General features: G+C 63.9%; 22 protein-coding genes. 9 read left to right on the top strand and 13 right to left on the bottom strand.

Going from position 1 to position 22,881, the window contains the following annotated elements:
* Positions 1-35: 35 nt before the first annotated feature.
* Positions 36-689 (top strand): hypothetical protein, encoded by a 654-nt coding sequence (locus tag ACFSM5_RS21715; RefSeq protein ID WP_379878977.1) that lies wholly within the window; start codon positions 36-38, stop codon positions 687-689.
* 84 nt (positions 690-773) lie between these two features.
* Here the strand turns inward: ACFSM5_RS21715 and acnA are convergent, their stop codons facing one another.
* The 11 genes from acnA to ACFSM5_RS21770 all read right to left on the bottom strand — a co-directional run bounded on the left by acnA (position 774) and on the right by ACFSM5_RS21770 (position 11,344).
* On the bottom strand, positions 774-3,452 hold the full coding sequence (gene acnA / locus ACFSM5_RS21720; RefSeq protein WP_379878979.1) for an aconitate hydratase AcnA: 2,679 nt from the start codon (positions 3,450-3,452) through the stop codon (positions 774-776).
* Between the two features lie 167 nt (positions 3,453-3,619).
* A complete protein-coding gene (locus ACFSM5_RS21725) occupies positions 3,620-4,099 on the bottom strand; it encodes a 2-thiouracil desulfurase family protein (RefSeq protein WP_379878981.1) in 480 nt (159 codons plus the stop codon).
* Positions 4,096-4,704, bottom strand: coding sequence for a LysE family translocator (locus tag ACFSM5_RS21730; protein WP_379878983.1), 609 nt, complete (start codon positions 4,702-4,704; stop codon positions 4,096-4,098). The genes ACFSM5_RS21725 and ACFSM5_RS21730 overlap by 4 nt, the downstream gene beginning before the upstream one ends.
* A 62-nt stretch (positions 4,705-4,766) precedes the next feature.
* Entirely contained in the window at positions 4,767-5,627 is an 861-nt protein-coding gene (locus tag ACFSM5_RS21735; protein ID WP_379878985.1) for a FecR family protein, read from the bottom strand.
* A gap of 56 nt (positions 5,628-5,683) precedes the next feature.
* Positions 5,684-7,021 (bottom strand): c-type cytochrome biogenesis protein CcmI, encoded by a 1,338-nt coding sequence (gene ccmI, locus ACFSM5_RS21740; protein WP_379878987.1) that lies wholly within the window; start codon positions 7,019-7,021, stop codon positions 5,684-5,686.
* A complete protein-coding gene (locus tag ACFSM5_RS21745) occupies positions 7,021-7,470 on the bottom strand; it encodes a cytochrome c-type biogenesis protein (RefSeq protein WP_379878989.1) in 450 nt (149 codons plus the stop codon). Before ACFSM5_RS21745 ends, ccmI begins: the two co-directional genes overlap by 1 nt.
* Positions 7,467-8,018, bottom strand: coding sequence for a DsbE family thiol:disulfide interchange protein (locus ACFSM5_RS21750; RefSeq protein WP_379878991.1), 552 nt, complete (start codon positions 8,016-8,018; stop codon positions 7,467-7,469). Before ACFSM5_RS21750 ends, ACFSM5_RS21745 begins: the two co-directional genes overlap by 4 nt.
* Positions 8,015-9,997, bottom strand: a complete 1,983-nt coding sequence (locus ACFSM5_RS21755) for a heme lyase CcmF/NrfE family subunit (protein ID WP_379878993.1) — start codon at positions 9,995-9,997, stop codon at positions 8,015-8,017. Before ACFSM5_RS21755 ends, ACFSM5_RS21750 begins: the two co-directional genes overlap by 4 nt.
* On the bottom strand, positions 9,994-10,443 hold the full coding sequence (ccmE, locus tag ACFSM5_RS21760; RefSeq protein WP_379878995.1) for a cytochrome c maturation protein CcmE: 450 nt from the start codon (positions 10,441-10,443) through the stop codon (positions 9,994-9,996). Before ccmE ends, ACFSM5_RS21755 begins: the two co-directional genes overlap by 4 nt.
* On the bottom strand, positions 10,443-10,622 hold the full coding sequence (gene ccmD / locus ACFSM5_RS21765; protein WP_379878997.1) for a heme exporter protein CcmD: 180 nt from the start codon (positions 10,620-10,622) through the stop codon (positions 10,443-10,445). Before ccmD ends, ccmE begins: the two co-directional genes overlap by 1 nt.
* Positions 10,619-11,344: a heme ABC transporter permease gene (locus ACFSM5_RS21770; protein ID WP_379878999.1), complete on the bottom strand. Its 726-nt coding sequence runs from the start codon at positions 11,342-11,344 to the stop codon at positions 10,619-10,621. Before ACFSM5_RS21770 ends, ccmD begins: the two co-directional genes overlap by 4 nt.
* 178 nt (positions 11,345-11,522) lie before the next feature.
* Here ACFSM5_RS21770 and ACFSM5_RS21775 point away from each other — a divergent pair, with 178 nt between their 5' ends.
* The 5 genes from ACFSM5_RS21775 (at position 11,523) to ACFSM5_RS21795 (ending at position 15,553) form a co-directional block, all read left to right on the top strand.
* Positions 11,523-12,422: a DUF72 domain-containing protein gene (locus tag ACFSM5_RS21775; protein ID WP_379879001.1), complete on the top strand. Its 900-nt coding sequence runs from the start codon at positions 11,523-11,525 to the stop codon at positions 12,420-12,422.
* Positions 12,423-12,436: 14 nt separating this feature from the next.
* A complete protein-coding gene (locus ACFSM5_RS21780; protein ID WP_379879003.1) occupies positions 12,437-13,105 on the top strand; it encodes an extensin-like domain-containing protein in 669 nt (222 codons plus the stop codon).
* A 40-nt stretch (positions 13,106-13,145) separates the two neighbouring features.
* Positions 13,146-14,156 (top strand): Gfo/Idh/MocA family protein, encoded by a 1,011-nt coding sequence (locus ACFSM5_RS21785; protein WP_379879005.1) that lies wholly within the window; start codon positions 13,146-13,148, stop codon positions 14,154-14,156.
* A gap of 134 nt (positions 14,157-14,290) precedes the next feature.
* The gene (locus ACFSM5_RS21790; RefSeq protein WP_379879007.1) at positions 14,291-14,929 is read left to right on the top strand and encodes a bactofilin family protein; all 639 of its coding nucleotides are present in this window, start codon (positions 14,291-14,293) and stop codon (positions 14,927-14,929) included.
* 9 nt (positions 14,930-14,938) lie between these two features.
* Entirely contained in the window at positions 14,939-15,553 is a 615-nt protein-coding gene (locus tag ACFSM5_RS21795) for a phosphoribosylanthranilate isomerase (protein ID WP_379879009.1), read from the top strand.
* Positions 15,554-15,773: 220 nt separating this feature from the next.
* Here ACFSM5_RS21795 and ACFSM5_RS21800 read toward each other — a convergent pair whose 3' ends face one another.
* Positions 15,774-16,631, bottom strand: a complete 858-nt coding sequence (locus ACFSM5_RS21800; protein ID WP_379879011.1) for a helix-turn-helix domain-containing protein — start codon at positions 16,629-16,631, stop codon at positions 15,774-15,776.
* A 151-nt stretch (positions 16,632-16,782) separates the two neighbouring features.
* Between ACFSM5_RS21800 and ACFSM5_RS21805 the strand changes: the two genes are divergently transcribed.
* The 3 genes from ACFSM5_RS21805 to ACFSM5_RS21815 all read left to right on the top strand — a co-directional run bounded on the left by ACFSM5_RS21805 (position 16,783) and on the right by ACFSM5_RS21815 (position 19,998).
* Positions 16,783-17,688 (top strand): DMT family transporter, encoded by a 906-nt coding sequence (locus ACFSM5_RS21805; RefSeq protein ID WP_379879013.1) that lies wholly within the window; start codon positions 16,783-16,785, stop codon positions 17,686-17,688.
* Between the two features lie 84 nt (positions 17,689-17,772).
* The gene (locus ACFSM5_RS21810) at positions 17,773-18,162 is read left to right on the top strand and encodes a nuclear transport factor 2 family protein (RefSeq protein WP_379879015.1); all 390 of its coding nucleotides are present in this window, start codon (positions 17,773-17,775) and stop codon (positions 18,160-18,162) included.
* An 18-nt stretch (positions 18,163-18,180) separates the two neighbouring features.
* A complete protein-coding gene (locus tag ACFSM5_RS21815) occupies positions 18,181-19,998 on the top strand; it encodes a monovalent cation:proton antiporter-2 (CPA2) family protein (protein WP_379879017.1) in 1,818 nt (605 codons plus the stop codon).
* A 123-nt stretch (positions 19,999-20,121) separates the two neighbouring features.
* On the opposite strand, the gene mutS is transcribed toward ACFSM5_RS21815, so the two are convergent.
* Complete coding sequence (gene mutS / locus ACFSM5_RS21820) at positions 20,122-22,770, bottom strand: DNA mismatch repair protein MutS (RefSeq protein ID WP_379879019.1); 2,649 nt, start codon at positions 22,768-22,770, stop codon at positions 20,122-20,124.
* Positions 22,771-22,881: the final 111 nt, after the last annotated feature.

Below are 22,881 nucleotides of genomic sequence, written 5' to 3' on the forward strand. Positions count from 1 at the left end.
GAAGGCAGCGTCTTTGTTGGAATTTGTGGGCGGTCATGGATCTGGCGTCGGTTCTATCCTATCTGCTGGTTCTACTTGCCTGCGTCATCGCCTTTACGATTGCAGTTGGCACCGCGACGGCTCAGCCCGATCGGGCCTTCATGGGTTATCGGTTGTCGCTGGCTTTCATGGCAGTTGGAGCTGCCTTGACCATGCTCCGCATGGCAATTCCGATGTTTCTCACCAGTTTCCTGGCAAATCTATTGATCCTGGTGGGGATGGCGCTCTACGTCGATTTCCTGTCGGGCGGAAAGCGGTTGTGGCGGGCTCTGATCGCCGTTGCCTTCCCGATCAGCATGGCGAGCCTCACCTATTTTATCTATTACACCGATTGCTATAGCGGCCGTGGCGTATCAGTGCATCCCTATCACATGATGATTACGCTGCTGTCCGGCCTCGCGATCATGCGGCCGGGTTGGCAGGACCGCAGCCAGACGTTGCGCCAGGGCATCTGCGCGGCGATGTTCTTCCTGACCGCAGTACTATTCAGCTTGCGAGTTTGGATTCTCTGGCAGGAAAGCGCCTGCGCGGACACTTTGCTGACCTCGCCGCTGCATGCGGTCTCGATCCTATCCTTCTCCGTCGCGGTATTGAGCACGCACTTCATGATCGTGCGGGGGCTTGTCCTGGTGGCCCGGAGCCGCGCCTAAGAAAAAAGCCGCCCCGGTTAGGAGGCGGCTTTTCTTCTGTAATGCTTTAAAGCGTCTTAGGCGCTCATGAGCGACCCCCGAGCGCTATGCGCTCATGAGCGAGCGGAGCACATACTGCAGGATGCCGCCGTGGCGGTAGTATTCGACCTCGTCGAGGGTATCGACGCGGCAGAGCACCTTCACGACCTGACGCGAGCCATCGGCCTTGGTGATCGCCACATCGACATCCATGCGGGGCTTCAGGCCCGCAGCGACGCCGATGATGTCGACCACTTCGCTGCCGTCGAGGCCCAGCGACTGGCGGGTCATGCCATCCTTGAACTGCAGCGGCAGGACGCCCATGCCGACGAGGTTCGAGCGGTGGATACGCTCGAAGCTTTCGGCGATGACGGCCTTGACCCCTAAGAGCACGGTGCCCTTGGCCGCCCAGTCACGGGACGAACCGGTGCCATATTCCTTGCCGGCGAAGATCACCAGCGGGGTGCCTTCGGCCTTGTAGCGCATGCAGGCGTCATAGATGAACATCTGCTCGCCCGAGGGCTGATAGCGGGTCCAGCCGCCCGACACGCCTTCGACCATCTCGTTCTTGAGACGGATGTTGGCAAAGGTGCCGCGCATCATGACTTCATGGTTGCCACGGCGCGCGCCATAGCTGTTGAAGTCCAGCGGACGGACCTGATGTTCCAGCAGGTAGGAACCGCCGGGGCTGTCTTTCTTGATCGAACCGGCCGGCGAGATATGGTCGGTGGTGATCGAGTCGCCCAGCAGGGCCAGAACGCGGGCCTGGCTGATGTCCGACAGAGTCTCCGGCGCGGCCTTGGGCATGCCGACGAAGTAGGGCGGGTTCTGCACGTAGGTCGAACCGCTGTCCCACTTGTAGGTTTCGCCCTCGGCAGTCTCGATCGAGCGCCACTGGTCGGGACCATGGAACACGTTGCCGTAGCGGTTCTTGAACATCGCCGGGGTCAGCGCGGCATCGACGGCCTGCTGGATTTCGGCGTTGGTCGGCCACAGGTCCTTCAGATAGACGGCGCGGCCGTCGCTGCCGGTGCCCAGCGGCTCGGTGGTCACATCGACATTCATCGAACCGGCCAGCGCGTAAGCAACGACCAGCGGCGGGGAAGCGAGGTAGTTCGCCTTCACGTGCGGCGAAATGCGGCCTTCGAAGTTGCGGTTGCCCGACAGCACGGCGGCAACCATCAGGTCGCCCTTTTCGACGGCGGCGGCAATCGGCTCGTCCAGCGGACCGGAGTTGCCGATGCAGGTGGTGCAGCCATAGCCGACGAGGTTGAAGCCCAGCTTGTCGAGATACGGGGTCAGGCCAGCGGCAGCCAGATAGTCGGTGACGACCTGGGAGCCCGGTGCCAGCGAGGTCTTGACCCACGGCTTGGCGGTCAGGCCGCGCTCGACTGCCTTCTTGGCAACCAGACCGGCGGCAACCAGAACCGACGGGTTCGAGGTATTGGTGCAGGAGGTGATGGCGGCGATGACGACGTCGCCGTCGGTCAGCTCGTAGTTCTTGCCTTCGACGGGAACCTTACGAGCGGCTGCAACACCGCTTTCGGCGAAGGTCTTGGCGAAGCTGCCCTTGGCATCCTTCAGGACGACACGGTCCTGCGGGCGCTTCGGACCGGCCAGCGAGGGTTCGACCGAACCGAGGTCGAGTTCCAGAACGGTCGAGAAGACGGGGTCGGGGGTCGACTCGTCGCGCCACATGCCTTGCGCCTTGGCATAGGCTTCGACCAGCTTCACGCGGCTCGGATCGCGGCCGGTGAAGGACAGATAACGGATGGTTTCGGCATCGACCGGGAAGAAGCCGCAGGTTGCGCCATATTCCGGGGCCATGTTGGCGATGGTCGCGCGGTCGGCCAGCGACATATTGGCAAGGCCGGGGCCGAAGAATTCGACGAACTTGCCGACGACGCCCAGCTTGCGGAGCATCTGGGTGACGGTCAGCACGATATCGGTGGCGGTCACGCCTTCGGGGGCCTTGCCGGTCAGTTTGAAGCCGACGACTTCGGGCACCAGCATCGAGACGGGCTGACCCAGCATGGAGCTTTCAGCTTCGATACCGCCCACGCCCCAACCCAGAACGGCCAGGCCGTTGACCATGGTGGTGTGGCTGTCGGTGCCGACGCAGGTGTCCGGATAGGCGACGGTCTTGCCCTGCTCGTCCGCGGTCCAGACCACCTGGGCGAGATATTCGACATTCACCTGATGGCAGATGCCGGTGCCGGGCGGCACGACGCGGAAATTGTTGAAGGCGGTCTGGCCCCAGCGCAGGAACGCATAGCGTTCGTTATTGCGCTCGAATTCCAGCTTCACGTTGTCGTCGAACGACTGGGCGGAGCCATAGGCGTCGACCATGACCGAGTGATCGATGACCAGATCGACCGGCGACAGCGGGTTGATCTTCTGCGGATCGCCGCCGAGGTTGTGGATGGCATCGCGCATGGCGGCCAGATCGACGACGGCCGGAACGCCGGTGAAATCCTGCATCAGCACGCGGGCTGGGCGATAGGCGATTTCACGCTCGGCCTGGGCGGGCTGCCAATCGGCCAGCGACTTCACGTCCGACACCGCAACCGTGCGCTCGTCCTGATAGCGCAGCAGGTTTTCCAGCAGCACCTTCAGCGAGAAAGGCAGCTTGGCGACGCCGGGGTGTCCCTGCTCGGCCAGAGCGGCAAGGCTGAAGTAGTCATAGCTCTTGCCATCAATGGTAAGGGAGCGGCGGGTTTTGAGTGTGTCGATGCCGACGGTCACGGTTTTTCTCCGTTGTTGATGCGGCTGGAGGTCTATTCCCCCAACCCTTCCGATGCGCGGACGTTAGCTCCTAAGCGGGACCTACGCCTGTTACCCTGAAGATTATCTATGGACGGGATTCGCACAAGTGCGAAGAGATGGGGAACTTCCCAAGAGAAACTTGGGGATTAGCCAATTTCTTCCATAGATTGGTTAAAGTCGGTCAACCATTGTGAAGCTGCCTGGATCTGGTCATCGCGAAAAACCGCAAGACCTTCAGCCTTGGCAGCCAAGGCAAACAGCCCGTCGCCGTCCGTCAGGCGGCCTTCGAAACTTCCGTCGTAAATTCTGCCCAAACCACAGGACGGGCTTTTGCTTTTAAGGATTACGGCCTTGATCCCTGCGCTCCTGAGAGCCCTGACAGCGCGTTCTGCTCCTGCGACAAATGCGTCCGTCTGATCTTCGCCGCTTTGCGTGACAACACGATTACCCAGACGTTCGGCCGAAGGACGCGGAGTCGGCAGGCCGCCCAAAACTTCCGGACAGACAGCCATCAGCCGCCCTTCTGCCTTCCAGGTATCGAGCAGCTTATCCTCCAGCGTCGCCGCACGCCCGTCATAGCGCACCGGCGCCCCGATAAGGCAGGCGCTGACGCCGATCCGGATCATGACAGCAGCAGCTTCAGGCCAAAGCCTGCCAGAACGGCGCCAAGAACTGCTTCAAGCCCCCGCTTACCCCGTTGATAGAGGCGCTGCACCAGCGGTGCCGTCAGGATATAGGCCAGCGACCAGTGCCAGAGCAGCGACATGATGACCGCGCCGGTCACAGCGACGCTGCCTGTCTGCAGGCTGACATCAGGCCCTAGGATCGCACCGGTCAGCGAGACCCAGAAAACCCCGGCCTTGGGATTCAGCATCATCAACCCGAGGCCGCGCCAGAAGCCGGTTGCGGGGGCCGACGGCGCGATCCCTTCCGAAGCGGCTTGGGGACGTAGAGCCGACTTCAGCGCGCCATAGCCGAGATACAGCAGGAAGAGCCCGCCGCCGATCCGCAGGCACCATTCGATCCAGGGATGATGGGCCGCCAGGGTCGCCACGCCGAAGACGGCGGCAAAGCCCCAGATCGCCTCGCCCAGGCCAAAGCCGCTGGCAACCCGCAAGGCAGGCCCGCGGCCGGCTTTGAGGGAGGTCGAGAGAATGACGGCAAAGTTCGGCCCTGGCGCGAGCAGCGCCACGGCGAAGGTTGCCCAGAAGGCCAGCAGCAAGGGGTCCATGGGATCACCGGAAGGCGAAAACGATCAGCAGGCCGCCAGTTTATCGCGCTGGCGCGGCAGCGTCAGTAGCGAACTCGACGTGAGGGCAGCAAGGCTGCAAACCCGTAGTCGTCCAACATGCCCAGGTCGCGCAACGGGCGACCGAACTCCCGATGTCCGTTCAAGGGGACGATGCAGGGGCCGACGGGCAGAACCTGGGTACCGCTGTCATTGACGAGAGTCACCGCCCCGGTAGGACCGGAGGCTTGCCGTATGATACCGACCGTATCGGGTTCGTCCCCGGCGGCGATCTGGGCGCCCATGGTGGCGTCGGACCAGCTGAGCCAGCCCAGCGGTGTGCGCAGGGTGACCACGGCAGGCGGTGCACCAGTGGGAGAGGCGAGGGAAACCACCGATCCCGTCATCAACGTCAGCTCTATCGAGCCGACCCTGAGGCCGGTCCCGGTGGGGGCGAGGCTGCGGCGATCCAGGCGCAGGCGCGACATGGGGCCGATGCACAGCTTCAGGCTGGTCGCCAGGACCAGCTCGACAATGCTGAAGGCGCCGGTTTCGATCAGATCGCCCGTCTGTAGCAGTTGGCCATTGCGCAAAGGAGTCCGCGTCTCGCCGATCCGTTTGCAGATCGCCGCATTCTCGATAGCCGCGATCTCCGCCATCGGATCGCCGGCTTGAGCGCGATTGAGAGCGCTGGTCGTCAGGACCATGTCCTCGATCAAGGCGGCTGGCAGGCGATAGTCGGGTGGAACCTCGATATCCTCGGGGCGCCGGTCCTTGAAATAATCGTGGAACGTGTGGATCGGCTGCCCGCCCTGGACCAGCATCAGGTCCTCGTCGATCCGCAGATAGTCGGCGCGCAAAAAGCGGTCACGGGCCGCTAGTGCGCCTTCCAAGGCTTCGGATTGATGGACAAACGGGTCGAACATGAATCAACTCTGTCGGGGAAACTCAACCCCGAAAGTATCCTGAAAATATTAGCAAATCATTTCCGGGGAAGTGAAAGTAAAGCGCGGTCGATGGTTTTGGCTTCGGGTGCCTCGGTTGGTAAGAATTCCTTAAGTTTCTGCCAAAGGGTGCGCGCTTTTTCTGGCGCCCCGCTTTCCAAAGCGGCGACACCTCCGAACCAGAGGGCTTCAGGCTGGTCCGGATCGAGAGCTAAGACTCGGCCATATATTTCAATTGCTTGCGGGGTCAAGGGCGCGTTGCCCATTTGGGCGGGCAGCAGCGCGCGGGCATAGGCAAGCTGCACATCGACGCGGCCCGGCGCCCGCTCTGCGGCTGCGGCCAGCGCCTGGGTGGCGCCTAGACCATCGCCCAGCACACCCCTGGCCCGCGCCAGACGCAACCATCCATCGATGTCGTTGGGGTCATTTTCCAGGCGGGCGGATAGGTTGTCGACCATGCCCTTGATGGCAGCGGAGCGCTGTTCGTCGCTCAAAGTCGCCATTCCAGCCATTCCGGCGGCGTCGGGTCCGCGCGGAGCGATATCAAGGCTGGCCGGATCGCGACCGAGGCTGGTGGCAAGCGCGCGGGCCTTTTCGGCCACTCGGGGATACCAGGATGCCCCAGCGGGCGCGGAACGGCCCAGAGTTTCGAGGTCGCTCAAGGCTCCGGTGGGATCGCCGGACTGTTCACGGGCCAGCGCCAGATTATAGCGGGCGCGGGCATCCGACGGATCGTTCTTCAAGGCATCTTCGAACGAAAGCTTGGCCTGGGCCGTTACCAGCCCGTCGGCTTGGCGGGTCAACAGATCGCCTTGCAGGGATGCAAGATCGGATCGCAGGGGCAGATGGCGACGGGCCTCGGCCAGACGTTCCAGGGCTTCTTCCCCCTGGCCGCGTAGGGCGAGCGCTTGGGCCAGTTTTGCCATCGCACCTGCATCTTCCCAATCACGGGCCAGCCGTTCGCGCAGGGCGGCAATCGCCTGATCCAGTTCGCGCAGTTCGCCGGTTTCCTCCGCTCGGCTGGAGAGCGGGATATCCGGCATGCCGGGGGTGCCCAGCGACAGATAAACGCCCAGAGGCCCGGCCAGAACCAGGCAGGCCACCGGCACCAGAACCGCGCGCCGCCCGCTCCAGCCTGCTTCCGAGCGCTGCTGGCGGTCGACGGCCAGCATGCGGCGCTGAATCTCAAGCTTGGCCGCCGTCGCTTCGGTCGGGGCCAGACGTCCGGCCGCCGCTTCGCGTTCGACCTCGCGCAACTGATCGCGATAGACCGCCAGCCGCCCATCCTCGCTGCCTTTGCCGGGGCGGCGGAAGACCGGGGTTGCCAGCAGCAGCAGGGCGGCGGCGGCAAGTGCCAGGAAACCCAGCCAAACCATCAGGAAATATCCTTATCAAGCGCGTCGAGACGCGCCTTTTCATCCGCACTTAAAGGCTTCGGCGCCTCGGTCCTGCGGCGGCGGCTGGCGAGGTAGAGCCCACCGAGAAGACCCGCCAGCAACAGCGGCGGTCCGAACCAGAGCACGGCCGTGGCGCCTTTCACCGGGGGCCGCAGCAGCACGAAATCGCCGTAACGGTCCTGGACATAGGCCAGCACGGCGCTATCGGTGTCACCGGCTACAAGCCGCTCGCGCACCAGCAGGCGCAGGGCACGGGCAAGGTCGGCGTTGCTGTCGTCGATGCTTTCATTCTGGCAGACGAGGCAGCGCAACTCCTTGGACAGGCTGCGCGCGCGTGTCTCCAGCAGAGGATCTTTCAGAACCTCGTCCGGTTGCACGCCAAGGGCGGGCGTGGCGATCAGCGCCAGCAGAATCAGCAGGCGCTTCATGAGGCGGCAAGGCTGCGCAGCAGGGGAAGGATGGTCTTGTCCAGCACAGCGCGGTCCATGGGGCCGACGTGGCGATGGCGGATGCGGCCGGTGCGGTCGATCACAAAGGTCTCCGGCACGCCATAGACACCCCATTCGATGGAGGCACGACCGTCGCGATCCGTCGCGATCCAGGTATAGGGGTCGCCCAGCGCCTTCAGGAAGGTTTTCGCATCTTCCGGTTTATCGCGCTGGTTGATGCCGATCAGCTTCACGCCCTGCTGCTGCAATTCCATCAGCAGCGGATGTTCGGCCCGGCAAGGCAGACACCAGGACGCAAAGACATTGACCAGCAGCGGGCCGCGCTTGGCCAGGGCTACAATATCGGCCGCTTTCACGATCTCATCGCCTTCACGCAACGGCGGCAGGGCGAGGTCGGGGACCGGCCGGTCGATCAGCTGCGAGGGCAGGGCACGATCATCGTCGTTCAGCATCAGGCCGAAGCCGTACCAACCGGCGATGCCAAGGAAAACCAGCAGCGGCAATATGGTCCAGGTGCGGATATTCATGCTCTTTGCCCCACGGCCAAAGCGGATGCCCCCCGTTTTGGTGCGCCGACGCGCAGACGCCGGTCGGCCAGCGAACAACCCGCGCCCAGCACCATCACCAACGCGCCGAGCCAGATGAAGGGCGCCAGCGGATTGTGATAGACGCGCAGGGGAACGGTCTGCGCTCCCGGCGGCGCTTCGCCCAGCACGACATAAAGATCGCTGATGATATTGGTGCGGATCGCGGCTTCGGTCGTCACCATCGGCGGGCTCGCAAAGCGGCGGCGCTCGGGATGCAGGAAGGCGATATCCTTACCGTTCCGCATGACCTTCACTGTCGCGCGCGCTGCCTGATAGTTCGGGCCTGCTGCGGCCTCGACATCCAGCAGCTCCAGCCGGTATCCGGCGATATCGATCTTGCCGCTGATGGGAACGGCCTGGATGGTTTCGGCTTGCCAGAGGGTGCCGACCATACCTAGGACCGACACGCCGAGGCCGGCGTGGGCCAGAGCGGCGCCGATGGCGCTGGCGGGCAGGCGACCGGCGCGGGCCAGGATGACGGCGGGCTTGAAGCTGCCGAGGTTGATGCGTTCGGCGATATCGGTCAGCGACCCGAAAATCAGCCAGAGGCCGAGGGCGAAGCCGAGCGGCGCCATCATCGGCCCGTCGCTTTTGATTGCCCAAGTGGCGGCAAGCCCTAGGGCGGTGAGCAGAATCGCCATCTTGAGGCGCGATAGGACCCCGCGAAGATCCGCGCGCTTCCAGGCCATCAGCGGCCCGGCGGCCATCAGCAGCAGCAGCGGCGTTACCAGCGGCACAAACGTCGCCTGATAATAGGGCGTGCCGACCGAGACCGCGCCTGCGTCCAGGGCCTGCAGGATCATCGGATAGAGGGTGCCGAGCAGCACGGTTGCCAGCGCTGTTGCCAGCAGGACGTTATTGAGGATCAGGGCGCCTTCGCGGCTGATGGGGGCAAACAGCCCGCCGGGCTCCAAATCTGCGGCCCGCCGGGCATAGAGGGCCAGCGCCCCGCCGACCACCAGCACCATCAGGATCAGGATATAGGAGCCGCGGGTGGGATCGACGGCGAAGGCATGGACCGAGGTGATAACGCCCGACCGCACCAGGAAAGTACCCATCAGGCTGAAGGCGAAGGTGATCACGGCCAGCAGGATGGTCCAGCGCTTCAGGGCGTCGCGCTTCTCGACCACGATGGCGGAATGCAGCAGCGCGGTCCCCGACAGCCAGGGCATCAGCGAGGCGTTTTCAACCGGGTCCCAGAACCACCAGCCGCCCCAGCCCAGCTCGTAATAGGCCCACCAGGAGCCGAGCGCGATGCCGCCGGTCAACATCGCCCAGGCCGCCAGCGTCCAGGGCCGTACCCAGCGCGCCCAGGCCGGATCGACGCGCCGCTCCAGCAGGGCCGCGATGGCAAAGCTGAAGGTCAGCGAGAAACCGACATAGCCGAGGTAGAGCATCGGCGGATGAAAGGCGAGGCCGGGGTCCTGCAGCAGCGGATTGAGGCCACGCCCTTCGATGGGGGGCGGGAATACGCGCTCGAACGGGTTCGAGGTGAAAAGGATAAAGCCGTAGAAGCCCAGGGCAACCAGGGCCTGGATACCCAGCACGCGCGCCTTCAGACTATCGGGCAGGCGGCGTCCGAACAGGCCGACCGCGGCGCCGAACAGGGCCATGACGGTGATCCAGAGCAGCAGCGAGCCTTCGTGATTCCCCCAGACGCCGCTGATCTTATAGAGCAGCGGCTTGGCCTGATGGCTGTTCTCCACCACATTGACGACCGAAAAGTCGGAGGTCAGATAGGCATGCATCAGGGCCGCGAAAGCCAGCAGGCAGCAGACCGCCTGACCGATGGAGGCGGGCGTCCCGAAGGCCATCAGGAACCGGTCGCCGCGCGCCGCGCCCCACAGCGGCAGGATCACCTGCACCATGGTGATGAAGGCCGCCAGGATCAGGACAAAATGACCGGCTTCGACGATCATTTCTGAGTTCCTTCCTTCCACTGACCCTGCTTCTTGATGGCGTCGGTCAGTTCCTTGGGCATGTAGTTTTCGTCGTGTTTGGCCAGGATCTCGGTGGCAACGAAGCTGCTACCCTCATTCAGGCGCCCCAATGCCACGACGCCCTGCCCCTCGCGGAAAAGATCCGGCAGGACGCCTTTGTAGCTGACCGGCAGAGTGCTGCCGCCGTCCGTCACGCGGAAGGTAACCGACAGACCGTCCGCCGCCTTGACGACCGATCCCGTTTCGACGAGGCCGCCCAGACGGAATGTCCGCTCCAGCTTTACCTTGCCTGCCGCTATATCACTGGGCGTATGGAAGAAGACGAGATTGTCCGAAAAGGCCGCCAGGATCAGGGCAGTGGCGACCCCAAGGGCGCCCAGGCCCAGCAGCAGGACATAGAGGCGGCGCTGTTTACGGCTGCGCATCAGACGGCTCCCTTGCGGGCGCGGGCAGGTCGGCGGGCATCGAGTTCGGCGACGGCTTTCACAGCGCGGGCATGACGGCGGTGGGTCCAGACGATCAGGCCGACGATCAGCGCGGCGGCCAGCCCATAGGTCGGCCAGACGAAGGCGGCGTAGCCGCCCATGGCAAAAAACGCGCTCATCGTGCGAGGTCCAGTCCTGCCAGCTCGGCCATCCGCAGCTTGCGCTCCAGGAGGGCGCTTTCGATGTTCCGCAGCAGCAGCCAGGCGAAGAGAGCCGAAAAGCCGACGGCCATCAGGGCGAGCGGCAGCAGCATATCGGGATGGATCGACGGGCCGCCCAACTTCATGACCGAAGCGGGCTGATGCAGGGTGTTCCACCAATCGACCGAGAATTTGATGATCGGCACATTCACCGCCCCGACCACCGCCAGCAGGCCAGCGGCCCGGCCCCCGCGCTCGGGATCGTCGAAGGCATCGGCCAGCGCCATATAGCCGAGATAGAGGAAAAACAGCACCAGCACCGACGTCAGCCGGGCGTCCCACACCCACCATGTCCCCCACATCGGCTTGCCCCAAAGCGATCCGGTGACAAGGCACAGCAGGGTGAAGGCGGCACCGATAGGCGCGGCGGAGCGGGCGGCGAGCTCTGCCACAGGATGGCGCCAGACCAGGGCAACCGCACTGGCCACTGCCAGGGTGCTGTAGCCCGCCATGGCCAGCCAAGCCGACGGCACGTGGATATACATGATCCGCACCGTCTCCCCCTGCTGATAGTCGGGGGGCGAGGCCAGCAGGGCAAAATAGAGGCCGGGCAGTAGCGTCAGGATCGCAATCAGCCCGGCAACCGGGCGGACTCGTCCCGCAATTCTCAAGAAGCGGGCGGGATTGGCGAAACGATGCATAGACGTCTTTTATCCTAAAGTTGCCCGCAATATGGAGTGTCTGGTCCTGAATTGCGAGCCGTCTGCCATCCCAGGACGCCGGGTGCGACGGAACCTCGCGCCTCTGCCCCTATACTGCCGGCGGAACCTCGCGGTTGCGGCTGGTTTTACCATCGGCGGGACAGGGGGAGAATGATGCATGTCAAAACTGGCCGACATCCGGATCGGAATTTCCGGTTGGACTTATAAGCCGTGGCGCGGCCATTTCTATCCCAAGGGCCTCGTCCAGCGGCGCGAGCTTGCCTATGCCAGCCGCGCCTTCCGGGTGATCGAGGTGAACGGCACCTTCTATGGTCTGCAGAAACCCGCCAGCTATGCGCGCTGGGCCGAGGAGACGCCGGATGATTTCACCTTCACCCTGAAGGCGCCGCGCGCCATCACCCATGAGAATAGATTAAAGGATCCAGCGGAGCTATTGGCCAATTTCCTGGCCTCGGGGCCTTTGCGCCTGGCAGGCAAGCTGGGGCCGATCCTCTGGCAATTCCCCCCGAGTTTCCGCTTCGATTCGGAGCGTATGGCGGCGTTTTTCCAGATGCTGCCGCGCGACACCGAAGAGGCTTCCCATGCGGCGGGCAAAAGTTCGCTCAAGGACGTCTGGCTGAAGACCGACCGTCACCGTCGTCTGCGCCATGCCATCGAGATCCGCCACGAGAGTTTCCGCGACGCATCCTTCATCGATCTTCTGAAGAAACACGAGCTGGCTTTGGTCCTCGCCGACAGGGTGGAATGGCCGCGCCTGATGGATCTGACATCGGATTTCATCTATTGCCGCCTGCATGGCAGGACCGAGCTTTATCGCAGCGGTTATGAGACAAAGGATCTCGACCGCTGGGAAGAGCGGGTGGCGGCCTGGGCGGGCGGGGAAGAAATGACGGACGGGGATTTCATCGGCGGCGGCTTGAGCCCTGCAAAGCGGCCGGTCTTTCTGTTCTTCGATAATACCGACAAGCTGCATGCGCCGGATAATGCGCGCGTTTTGATGGCGCGGATGCATGAACGCGGCGGGCCGCCGGTACCGGGTCTGCCTGCATGGGAGTGAGGCGCTGGATTCTGTTGATCCTCCTGCTGCTCCTGATGATTGCGGCAGGTGTGCTGGTCTCGGGCCGGGTCAGCATCCCTAACCGCTATAACCCCTGGGCCAATTTCGATGCGCGGGAGGAGCCGGGTGTCCTAACGCGCCTGAAGCTGGCACGCCTCCGGGCCGATTTTCCGCAATGTCTGGTCGCTCTCAAAACCACCGCCCTCAAAGCCAGCCCGCTTCCCGACCGCACCACGGGCGACTGTCCTCTGCTGGCAACCGTGCGGGTCACGGGGTCAGATGTCGCTTTCTCATCGCCCTATACCGCCACCTGTGCCGTGGCCACTGCCTGGGGTGCCTTCGAGCGCCATGCCCTGCAACCGGCGGCTTTGCGGCATTTCGGGCAACGGGTGGTGCGGGTGGAGCATCTCGGCTCCTTTGCCTGCCGCTCGATTGCCGGGCGGGATCGCCTCAGCGAACATGCCTCGGCCAATGCCCTCGATATCGCGGGCTTCGTGCTGGCGGATGGGCGCAGGATCTCGGTCTTAAGCGACTGGAAAGGCGGGGGCGATAAGGCTGCTTTCCTGCGCGATCTGCGCGACGGCGCCTGTCGTTTCTTCAATGTGACCCTGGGGCCGGATTATAATGCCGCCCACGCGAACCACTTTCATCTCGACATGGGAGGCTACCGCATCTGCCGCTAATGGGGCATGGTAGCGCTCTCAGATTTCAGGGGAGGAAAAAATGGCAGAAAAGCCGGTGCTGTGGGGTGTTCTGGGGGCAGCGAAAATCGCGCGCCTGAAAGTCATTCCGGCTATGCAACGAAGTGCGCTCGGCAAGATCCATGGTCTGGCATCGCGCGATGCGGAGCGGGCCAGGGCGACGGCAGCCGACCTGGGTATCCCCAAGAGCTATGGCTCCTATGAGGAGATGCTGGCCGATCCCGAGATCGAAGCCGTCTATAACCCGCTGCCCAACCATCTGCATGTGCCGCTGACGGTGCAGGCGATGGAGGCGGGCAAACATGTGCTGTGCGAAAAGCCGATTGCGCTGACCGCCGACGAGGCGTCGGCCCTGGTGGCGGCTCAGGCGCGGACCGGCAAGATCTGCGCGGAAGCCTTCATGGTCCGCCATCACCCGCAATGGATCCGAGCCCGCGAGCTGGTGCAGGGCGGGGCGCTGGGCATCGTGCGGTCGATGAATGTGCATTTCGCCTATCACCTCACCGACCCGACCAATGTGCGCAACATGGCCGATATCGGCGGCGGCGGTCTTTACGACATCGGCTGTTATGCGGTTGCGACCTCGCGCTACGTGTTCGGGGCCGAACCGACACGGGTGGTTGCCCTGATGGATCGTGACCCGGTGACTAAGGTCGACCGTCTGACCAGCGGCATGCTCGCCTTCCCCGACAACCGTCAATTGACCTTCACCTGCTCGACCCAGGTCGTGCCCTATCAGCGGGCCGTGGTCATGGGCGACAAGGGGCGCCTGGAGGTGCCGGTGCCCTTCAATGCCGATCCCACCAAACCGACACGCATCCTGATCGATGATGGTAGCGATCTTTATGGTGCCGGTATCAAGGTCGAGGAGTTTCCGCCTTCCGATCCTTATCTGAACCAGGGCGATGCTTTTGTGCGGGCGATCCGGGGCGTGGAGCCGCTGGCCTATCCGATCGGCGACGCAGTCCTGAACATGAAAGTCATCGATGCCCTCTTCCGTTCAGCCGACAGCGGACGCTGGGAAGGTCTCTGATCCGATCCCCCTTCCAGGAGGTCCGGGGCGTTGGCCCCGGATCATATGCGTAGCATCGATATGGGAAGCATTGATGCTGCGGGGATGGGGTGGCATAGTGCGCCGGCTTCCCTCGTGTAGAGATTCTATTGGCCATGTTCCGTCGTAAGAAGAAATCAGACCCGACGTCTGAGGCCGAGTCCGTCTCGACCGATGAACCCACCCTTTCGTTGCCGGGGACCGATGGGCCGCAGCTTTCCAAGCCGGAAAGCGCGCCTATCGCGAGCACGCCTGCCGTGCCGCCCGCCCCGCAACCGACCCTGACGCCTCGTTCTGAAGGACCCCGACGCATGCCCGAATACCCGACTCCCAGCGCTGCAGCCATGCCTGCCGTCAGCGGCACCACGCAGTCCCCGCGTCGGGTGGCCATCCCCAACATGCCCATGCTGGGCGGTGCCAAGCCGGAGAATGCGGAAGGCAAGCGTCTGACCGTCGGCAAGGACATCTCGCTGTCGGGCGAGATCAACTCCTGCGATATCCTCGCGGTTGAAGGCAAGGTCGAGGCAACGCTGGTTGGCGGCCGCGCTATCGAGATTGCCGATGGCGGCTATTTCAAGGGCAACGCCGAAATCGACACCGCCGATATTGCCGGTCGTTATGAAGGCGACATCGTCGTCCGCGACCGTCTGACCGTGCGCGCCACCGGCCGTATCGTCGGCAAGGTGCGCTATCGTCGCCTGGAAGTGGAACTGGGCGGCGAGCTGGTCGGCGATATCGCCACCCTCGACGCCTAACCCCGCAGAGTGCCTGTTCGGGTCAAGATCTGCGGCCTGACGCGCCTGGGCGATGCCCTGGAAGCGGCAGGTTTCGGGGCCGATGCCCTTGGCTTCATCGTCTGGCCCGACAGCAAGCGGGCCATGACGGCCGAAGGGGTGCGGGCGATCCGCCTCGAACTACCCCCTCTGATCCAGACGGTCGCGGTGACGGTCAATATGCCCGCCCGCGATCTCGTCGCCCTCTGGCAGGCGACCGGCGTCGGTGCCGTTCAGCTGCATGGGGATGAAAAGCCCGACGACTATCGCGGCCTACCCATGCCGGTGATCAAGGCCTTCCGCGAACCGCCGCCCCTGGCCGAGCTTGAAGACTGGCAGGCGGCTGCTTTTATGGCCGATGGCGCTGCTGCCGGGCATTACGGCGGATCGGGCCATCTGGCCGATACCGAGACGATCGATGCCCTGAGCGCGACCGGGCGCCTGATCCTGGCCGGTGGTTTGACGGTCGAGAATGTGGCCGACCGGGTGCGGGCCGTGAAACCTTACGGAGTCGATGTCGCCTCGGGCACCGAAGCCAAACACGGCATCAAGGATCCGGCGAAGGTGAAGGCCTTCATCGAAGCGGCCAAGGGCGCGTTAATGTAGTGATCCGTCATCCCAGGGCTTGACCCTGGGATCTCGTGTGGCCACACCGCGTAGAGCACTCAACGGATGGAGATCCCCGGATCAAGTCCGGGGATGACAGTCTTAAGTAGGGCAAAGCCCGGTAGGCCGACGCAAACGGCCTCAAGTAGGGCGAAGCCCGGTAGGCCGACACAAAGGGCCTCAAGTAGGGCGAAGCCCGGTAGGCCGACACAAAAGGAACCTACCCCCGCATCGCCGAGGGGCTGATACCGAAGCGGGTCTTGAAGCTGGCGGCGAAATGGGCGGGTGTCGAGAAGCCGCAGGACAGCCCGACCTCCGTGACTGAAACCCCACCCTCCCGCAGACGCTCCTGCGCGGCCATCAGGCGGCGTTCCTGCACGAAACGATGGGGCGTTTCGCCGGTCGATGTCTTGAACATACGCGCGAAGTGATAGGGGCTTAGTCCAGCCTCTGCTGCCAGCCGGTCCAGGCTGAGATCGCCCGCCAGATCCATCTCGATCAGATCGCGGATGCGGCGCAGCACATGGGGTGCCAGGCCTCCGGCGACAGTGAGGCCGCTCTGGCGGACCGGGCCGTTTTTCCGCAAAACCTCGGTCAGGATCAGATCGGCCGCCTGACCCAGCAGCAGCCGGTTGGTGCGGTCGGACCAGTCGTTCGGCAGGATCGCCCGATTGATGATCTCTGCCACCAGCGGATCGGCGACGAAGCTCTTATCCGGCAGGGTCAGGGTGCGGGCATCGCGGTCGAAAATCTCGGTCGCGAGGCGCTGAAAGCGGGCGCGCGAGATATAGAGGTGGCAGAACTGCACCTCCGTCATCGTGTGCCAGGCGCTTTCCCCTTCTGCCGGGACAAGACAGATGGCCCCGGTTGATCCTATGCCCGTATTGCCTGCATCGGTCCGGCGGACCGTGCCGTCGAGATAGAGGCTGATCGTATGGTGGCCGGGGTCGTGATAGAGGATGCGGCTGTTCGGGAAATTACGCCAATGGGCCAAAGCAAGCCCACCGCCGAGGTCGACCTGCCGACGCAGTTCCGCCCCGACGTCCGACAGAGCCAAGGCTACCGGGCGCGTTTCCATGGGCAGAAGCTTAGGCCGTTACCGCGCGCCCGCAAAGAGGCCGCAGCCGAAGACCGCAAGATTTCGATAGTCCCGCAAAACCCCGATAGCGCCGGGTTGCTCCGCCGCGCTAGGGAACGGATCCGATTGTTTCTTCGCAAGGTTTACCCCCATGGCGCCGTTTCTGTTTGTTCTGACTGTCCTCATCTGGGGAACCACCTGGTACGCGATCAAGCTGCAGGGCGGGCCCGTCGCGGCCGAGGTCTCGATCCTTTATCGCTTTGCCCTGGCGGCTGTGATCCTGCTGGCGATCCTGGCGCTGCGCGGGCGTCTGAAGGCACCGCCGATGAAACATTGGGGCAGCGTCGGCGCCCAGGGACTCTGTCTCTTCTGCTGCAACTTCCTCTGTTTCTACTATGCGACCGGCATGTTGCCGAGTGGCGTGGTGTCGGTCGTCTTTGCGATGGCGACCTTGTTCAACGCCGTGAACGGCTGGGTCTTCCAGGGTATGCGCCCGACGGGTCGGGTGGTATTGGCTGGCACCCTGGGGCTTTCGGGCCTGGGGCTGCTGTTCGCCGAACCGCTGATGGCCTTGAGCACCGCGCCCCAGGGCGGGATTGGGCTGCTGCTGGCCCTGGGTGGAACCTATTGCTTCTCGCTGGGGAATTTCCTCTCCGCGCGCCATCAGCGCCTGGGCCTCGATCTGCCCTCGACCACCGGCTTTGCCATGGTGGGCGGTGTGGTTGCCTTGAGCATCATTATCCTGGTCCGCGGGCTGCCGCTGAATTTCGATCCGTCGCCCGCCTATGTCGGGGCGCTGATCTATCTGGCGATCCCCGGCAGCGTCATTGGTTTCGTCGCCTATCTCGCGCTGGTCGGCCGTTGGGGTCCGGCACGTGCCTCCTACGCCACGGTGCTGTTCCCGCTGGTGGCACTGACCGTCTCGACCCTGTTCGAAGGGTACGTGTGGACCTGGGAAGCCGCGCTCGGCCTGACGCTGGCGCTCGGCGGCAACCTCGTGATGTTCGGTAAAGGGCTGGGCCTGAGCCTGCGTCGGCGGTTGGCATTGGCGAGCTGACTGTACCATTGCGTTGTTGCTACACCGTCAAACTGCTGTTTTAATCCGCATCCTTAATAATTGGTTAATTCAAGGATGCGGATCGTGACTTTGAGCGATTTGGCACGGGCCTATCTGGCGTCGATCGAGACGGATGATCAGGAGGCGGTTTTCGCCTTTTATCATCCCGATGTCGTCCAGGAAGAATATCCCAACCGGCTCTTGGCCGTGGGTGCGCGCCGGGACTTTGGCGAGCTGCGTCAGGCTGCCCAGCAGGGCGCGGCGCTGATGGCGGAACAGCGCTATGAAATCAATCATCTGTACGAGTGCGGACAGACCGTCATCATCGAATGCAGCTGGACCGGACGGCTTGCCCAGGTGGTGCCGGGATTGCCCGCAGATCGATCCATGCGGGCGCGATTCGCTGTGGTGCTGGAGTATCGCGACAAGTTGATCTGGCGCCAGCGTAACTATGATTGCTTCGAGGCTTGGTGACCCCTTAGTGTCGCGGCTATGAACCTCGCGACAATCCTGATCCTCCTGGTGGCCGCCGTCGTCGCCGTCCCGCTCTCCAAACGCTTCGGCTTGGGGGCTGTTCTGGGCTATCTGCTGGCCGGGGTGTTGATCGGGCCAAGCGGGTTCAAGCTGATCGGCGATGTGGACACCATGCTCCACGTCTCCGAATTCGGCGTGGTCATGCTGCTGTTCCTGATCGGTCTGGAACTGAAGCCGTCGCGCCTGTGGCTGATGCGCAAAGCCGTCTTCGGCATGGGCAGCGCTCAGGTCGCCCTGAGCGGTCTGGCCATCGGCACGCTCTGTTATTTCTTCGGCTTCTCCTGGCAGGTGGCGGTGGTTGCGGGCTGCGGCCTGGCGCTGTCCTCGACAGCGCTGGTGCTGCCGATGCTGGCCGAACACAAGCAGCTCTCCAGCCAGATGGGCCGCGACAGTTTCGCGATCCTGCTGTTCCAGGATCTCATCATCATCCCCATGGCTTCCCTGCTGCCGCTGCTGGGCGCGCAGGACCTCGAAGCCCATATGAGTGCTGAGAATCCCTGGCTTGCCGTGGGCCGCGCGGTTGCCGCCATCGCCGTCCTGTTCTTAGGCGGGCGCTATCTGATCCGTCCGGTCTTCCGCCTGATCGAAGCGGCCAAGGCCAAGGAAATCTTCACCGCCATGGCGCTGCTGGTGGTGGTGGCGACGGCGGCGCTGGCCGATGCGGTTGGCCTCTCCATGTCGCTGGGGGCGTTCCTGGGCGGGGTCATCCTAGCCGACAGCGAATATCGTCACGAAATCCAGGCAGATATCGAGCCGTTCGAAGGGCTGCTGCTGGGGCTGTTCTTCCTGTCTGTCGGCATGATGGCCGACCTACAGCTTATTCTGCATCAACCGCTGCGCCTGATCGGCTTTGTGCTGGCGATCATGCTGGCCAAGGGGCTGGTGCTCTATGGCCTCGGCCGCTTGATGGGCCATACGGGACCGTCCGCCCGGCGCCTGTCCTTCAGCATGTCCCAGGGTGGCGAGTTCGGCTTTGTCCTGTTCGCCGTGGTGGCGGGCGCAGGGGTTATCGATGCGGGCACCCGCGATTTCCTGGTGCTCGCGGTCACCGTGTCGATGATCCTGACGCCGCTGCTGTTCACCTTGAACGAGAAGGTGATCGGCCGGATGTTCGAACGGCCCACCAAACGCGAATACGACACCATCGACGATACGCAGCACGGCGATTCCGAAGTGATCATCTGCGGCTTCGGGCGCATGGGGCAGATCGTCGGCCGTGTGCTGTCGGTGCGGGGTATCCCTTTCACCGCGCTGGAAAATAGCGCGGCCCAGGTCGACTTCATGCGGCGGTTCGGCGCCAAGGTCTATTACGGCGACCCGACCCGCATGGATCTGCTGCGGGCGGCGGGGGCCGGATCGGCCAAGGCTATCGTGGTGGCGGGCGATGATATCGACAGCTCGATCCAGACGGTCGAACTGGTGCGCCACCATTTTCCCCATCTTGTCGTGATCGCCCGCGCCCGTAACCGCCAGCATGTGTTCAAGCTGATGGATGCCGGTGCCCACCATATCATCCGCGAGACCTTCTATTCCTCGCTGGTGTTGGCGGAAACCCTGCTGGGGCGCCTGGGGTATGAGGCCGAAGAGGCGCACCGCCTGATCAAGCTGTTCCGGAACCACGACGAAAAGGTTCTGAAGAAGCAGTATGAGGTGCGGGATGACGACGCGCAGGTGCTGCAAACCTCCCGTGAGGCAGCGGCTGAACTGCGCACCCTGTTCGAAGAGGATATCGCCCAGCCCGACCGCGCCCCCGAAGCCCGACGGGTGGAAGGGTAAAAAACACTGTCATCCCGGCCTTGAGCCGGGATCTGGCCTGACTGATGAGGCCGACCTCTAACGTCGTTGTTTGGTCTCTGCCATTGGCCGGATCCCGGCTCAAGGCCGGGATGACAACCTCTGCTAATTCAGGCTCTTCAGCCGATAGAGCGCCTCCAGGGCGTCGCGCGGGGTCAGGGCGTCGGGGTCGATCTCGGCCAGGGCGTCGCGCAGCTTATCCTGCACCGCCGGTGTCGCGACCGAAGTCCGCTGAACGACGGCGGCAAACAGCGGCAGATCATCGGCAAGGCGGGTGAGGGCGCTGGACTGTTCGCCGGTTTCCAGTAGGGCCAGCACTTCTTCGGCACGGGTGATCGCGGCGGCGGGTAGGCCCGCCAGACGCGCCACATGGATGCCGTAGGAGCGGTCGGCAGCACCCGAGGCAACCTCGTGCAGGAAGACGACATTGCCCTGCCATTCCTTCACCCGCATCGAATGGCAGGCGATGGTCTCGTGGCGGCCCTGGAGGGCGGTCAGCTCGTGGTAATGGGTGGCAAACAGCGAGCGGCAACGGTTGACGCCCACCAGATGCTCGACAGCGGCCCAGGCGATGGAGAGGCCGTCGAAGGTGGCGGTGCCGCGCCCGATCTCGTCCAGGATGACGAGGCTGCGGTCGGTGGCATTATTCAGGATCGCGGCGGTTTCGACCATTTCGACCATGAAGGTGGATCGCCCGCGCGCCAGATCGTCGGCGGCGCCGACACGGCTGAACAGCCGGTCCACGATACCAACCTTGGCGGAGACCGCCGGGACGAAGCTGCCCATTTGGGCCAGCAGCACGATCAGGGCATTCTGGCGCAGATAAGTGGATTTACCGGCCATATTGGGGCCGGTCAGCAGCCAGAGCTGGCCATCGGACAGGGTGCAGCCATTGGCGACAAAGGCGCTCGGCCCTTCGGGTAGCATGGCCTCCACCACCGGATGGCGCCCGCCGACAATCTCGAAAGCGCGATCCTCGGAAACGATGGGCCGGGCGTAATTGCAATCGATGGCGAGGTCCGCCAGAGCCGCGACCACATCCAGGGTCGCCAGCGCTCGGGCGGCTTCCACCACCACTTCGGCCCGGGCCATCACTTCACCGACCAGATCCTCGAACAGCTTTAGTTCCATCGCCAGCGCGCGGTCGCGTGCCTTGGAGACTTCGCTCTCCAACTCGGCCAGTTCTACCGTGGTGAAGCGGGCGGCACCGGCCAGGGTCTGACGATGGATAAAGGGCTCGCCCAGCTTGTCGGCGTGCTGGGCCGTGACCTCGATATAATAGCCGATGATGTTGTTGTGTTTGATCTTCAGGGTCGAGATATTCGTTTCGTTGACGTAACGAGCCTGAAGGGCGGCGATATGGCGTCGGGCGTCATCGCGCAGCGAGAGCTGATGGTCCAGCTCCACCGCATAATCCTTGGCGATGAAGCCGCCATCGCGCGCCATCAGGGGCAGTTCCTCGGCCAGGGCGCGCTTCAGACGGTCGATCAGGCCGGTTTCCGGGCGCAGGGCATCGAGGGTTGTCGCCAGATCGTCGGGCAGGGGCTTCAGATCCGGTGCCGTCAAAACAAGGCGCAGGTCAGCAGCGGCGGCCAAGCCATCGCGGATAGCAGCCAGATCGCGCGGACCACCCCGGCCCAGGGCAAGGCGCGACAGCGGGCGCTCCAGATCGGGGGCAGCCTTCAGGCGCTCGCGCACGCCAGCCCGGACGGTTGAGCGGTCGGCGAAGAATGCCAGCATATCCTGGCGGCGGCGGATCGCGGCCATATCGGTCAGTGGGGCGACCAGCCAGCCGTGCAGCAGACGGGCGCCGCCCCCGGTCACGGTGCGGTCGATACAAGCCAGCAGGCTGCCTTTGCGCTCACCCGACAGCGTCCGCGTCAGCTCCAAGCTGCGGGCAGTGGCGGCATCGATCTCCAGAATGCCGCTTTCGCCCAGACGCACGGGGGGGGACAGGCGGGGCAGCTTGCCGCGCTGGGTCAGATCCACATAGTCGATGAGGGTGCCGGTCGCCGAAATCTCGGCCCGGCTGAAGGCGCCGAAACCGTCCAGCGTGCCGACGCCATAGACCTGCTCCAGGCGCTTCTTGGCATTGTCCGGATCAAATCGGACGGTCGGCAGCGGCGTGAGCTGGGCCTTCCAATCGGCGAAGATCTCGAAGAGATGCTCCAGCTGCAACAGCCGCTCCGGCACCAGGATTTCCGACGGCTCCAGGCGCTGCAAGGCTGCGGCAAGGCCGCCCTGGCGCACGGGCGCTGCCTGGACCTGACCCGTCGAGAGGTCGAGCGCGGCGAGCGCCATATGGCCACCCGTCTCGGTGATCGCAGCCAGCCAGTTATGGCGGCGCGCATCCAGCAGCGTGTCTTCCGTCAAGGTGCCGGGGGTCAGGATGCGCACCACGTCGCGCCGGACCATGGATTTGCCGCCGCGCTTCTTGGCTTCGGCCGGGTCTTCCATCTGCTCGGCAACCGCAACCCGGATGCCCTGGCGGATCAGGCGCGAGAGATAAGCCTCGGCCGCATGGACCGGCACGCCCGCCATCGGGATATCCTGGTCCTGATATTTCCCGCGCTTGGTCAGCGTGATGTCGAGCGCCCGGGCCGCGAGTTCCGCGTCGGCGAAGAACATCTCGTAGAAATCGCCCATGCGATAGAAGAGCAGACAATCGGGATTCTGCTGCTTCACCACAAGGTAATGCGACATCATCGGGGTGAGGCTGCTATCGGTGGGGTCGGGCGAAGAGATTGTGCTCATAGGGGCAATCTTGTAACGCGAGCCGCGTATGGATGCCAGATGCCGCCGCTTGCCAGTGGGTTTTGAATCGGCTATACCGACGACATATAAAGGTATCTTTATATTGTGATG

Origin of the sequence: Lacibacterium aquatile, from assembly GCF_042683105.1 — a bacterium.
Taxonomy (GTDB): domain Bacteria; phylum Pseudomonadota; class Alphaproteobacteria; order Elsterales; family Elsteraceae; genus Lacibacterium; species Lacibacterium aquatile.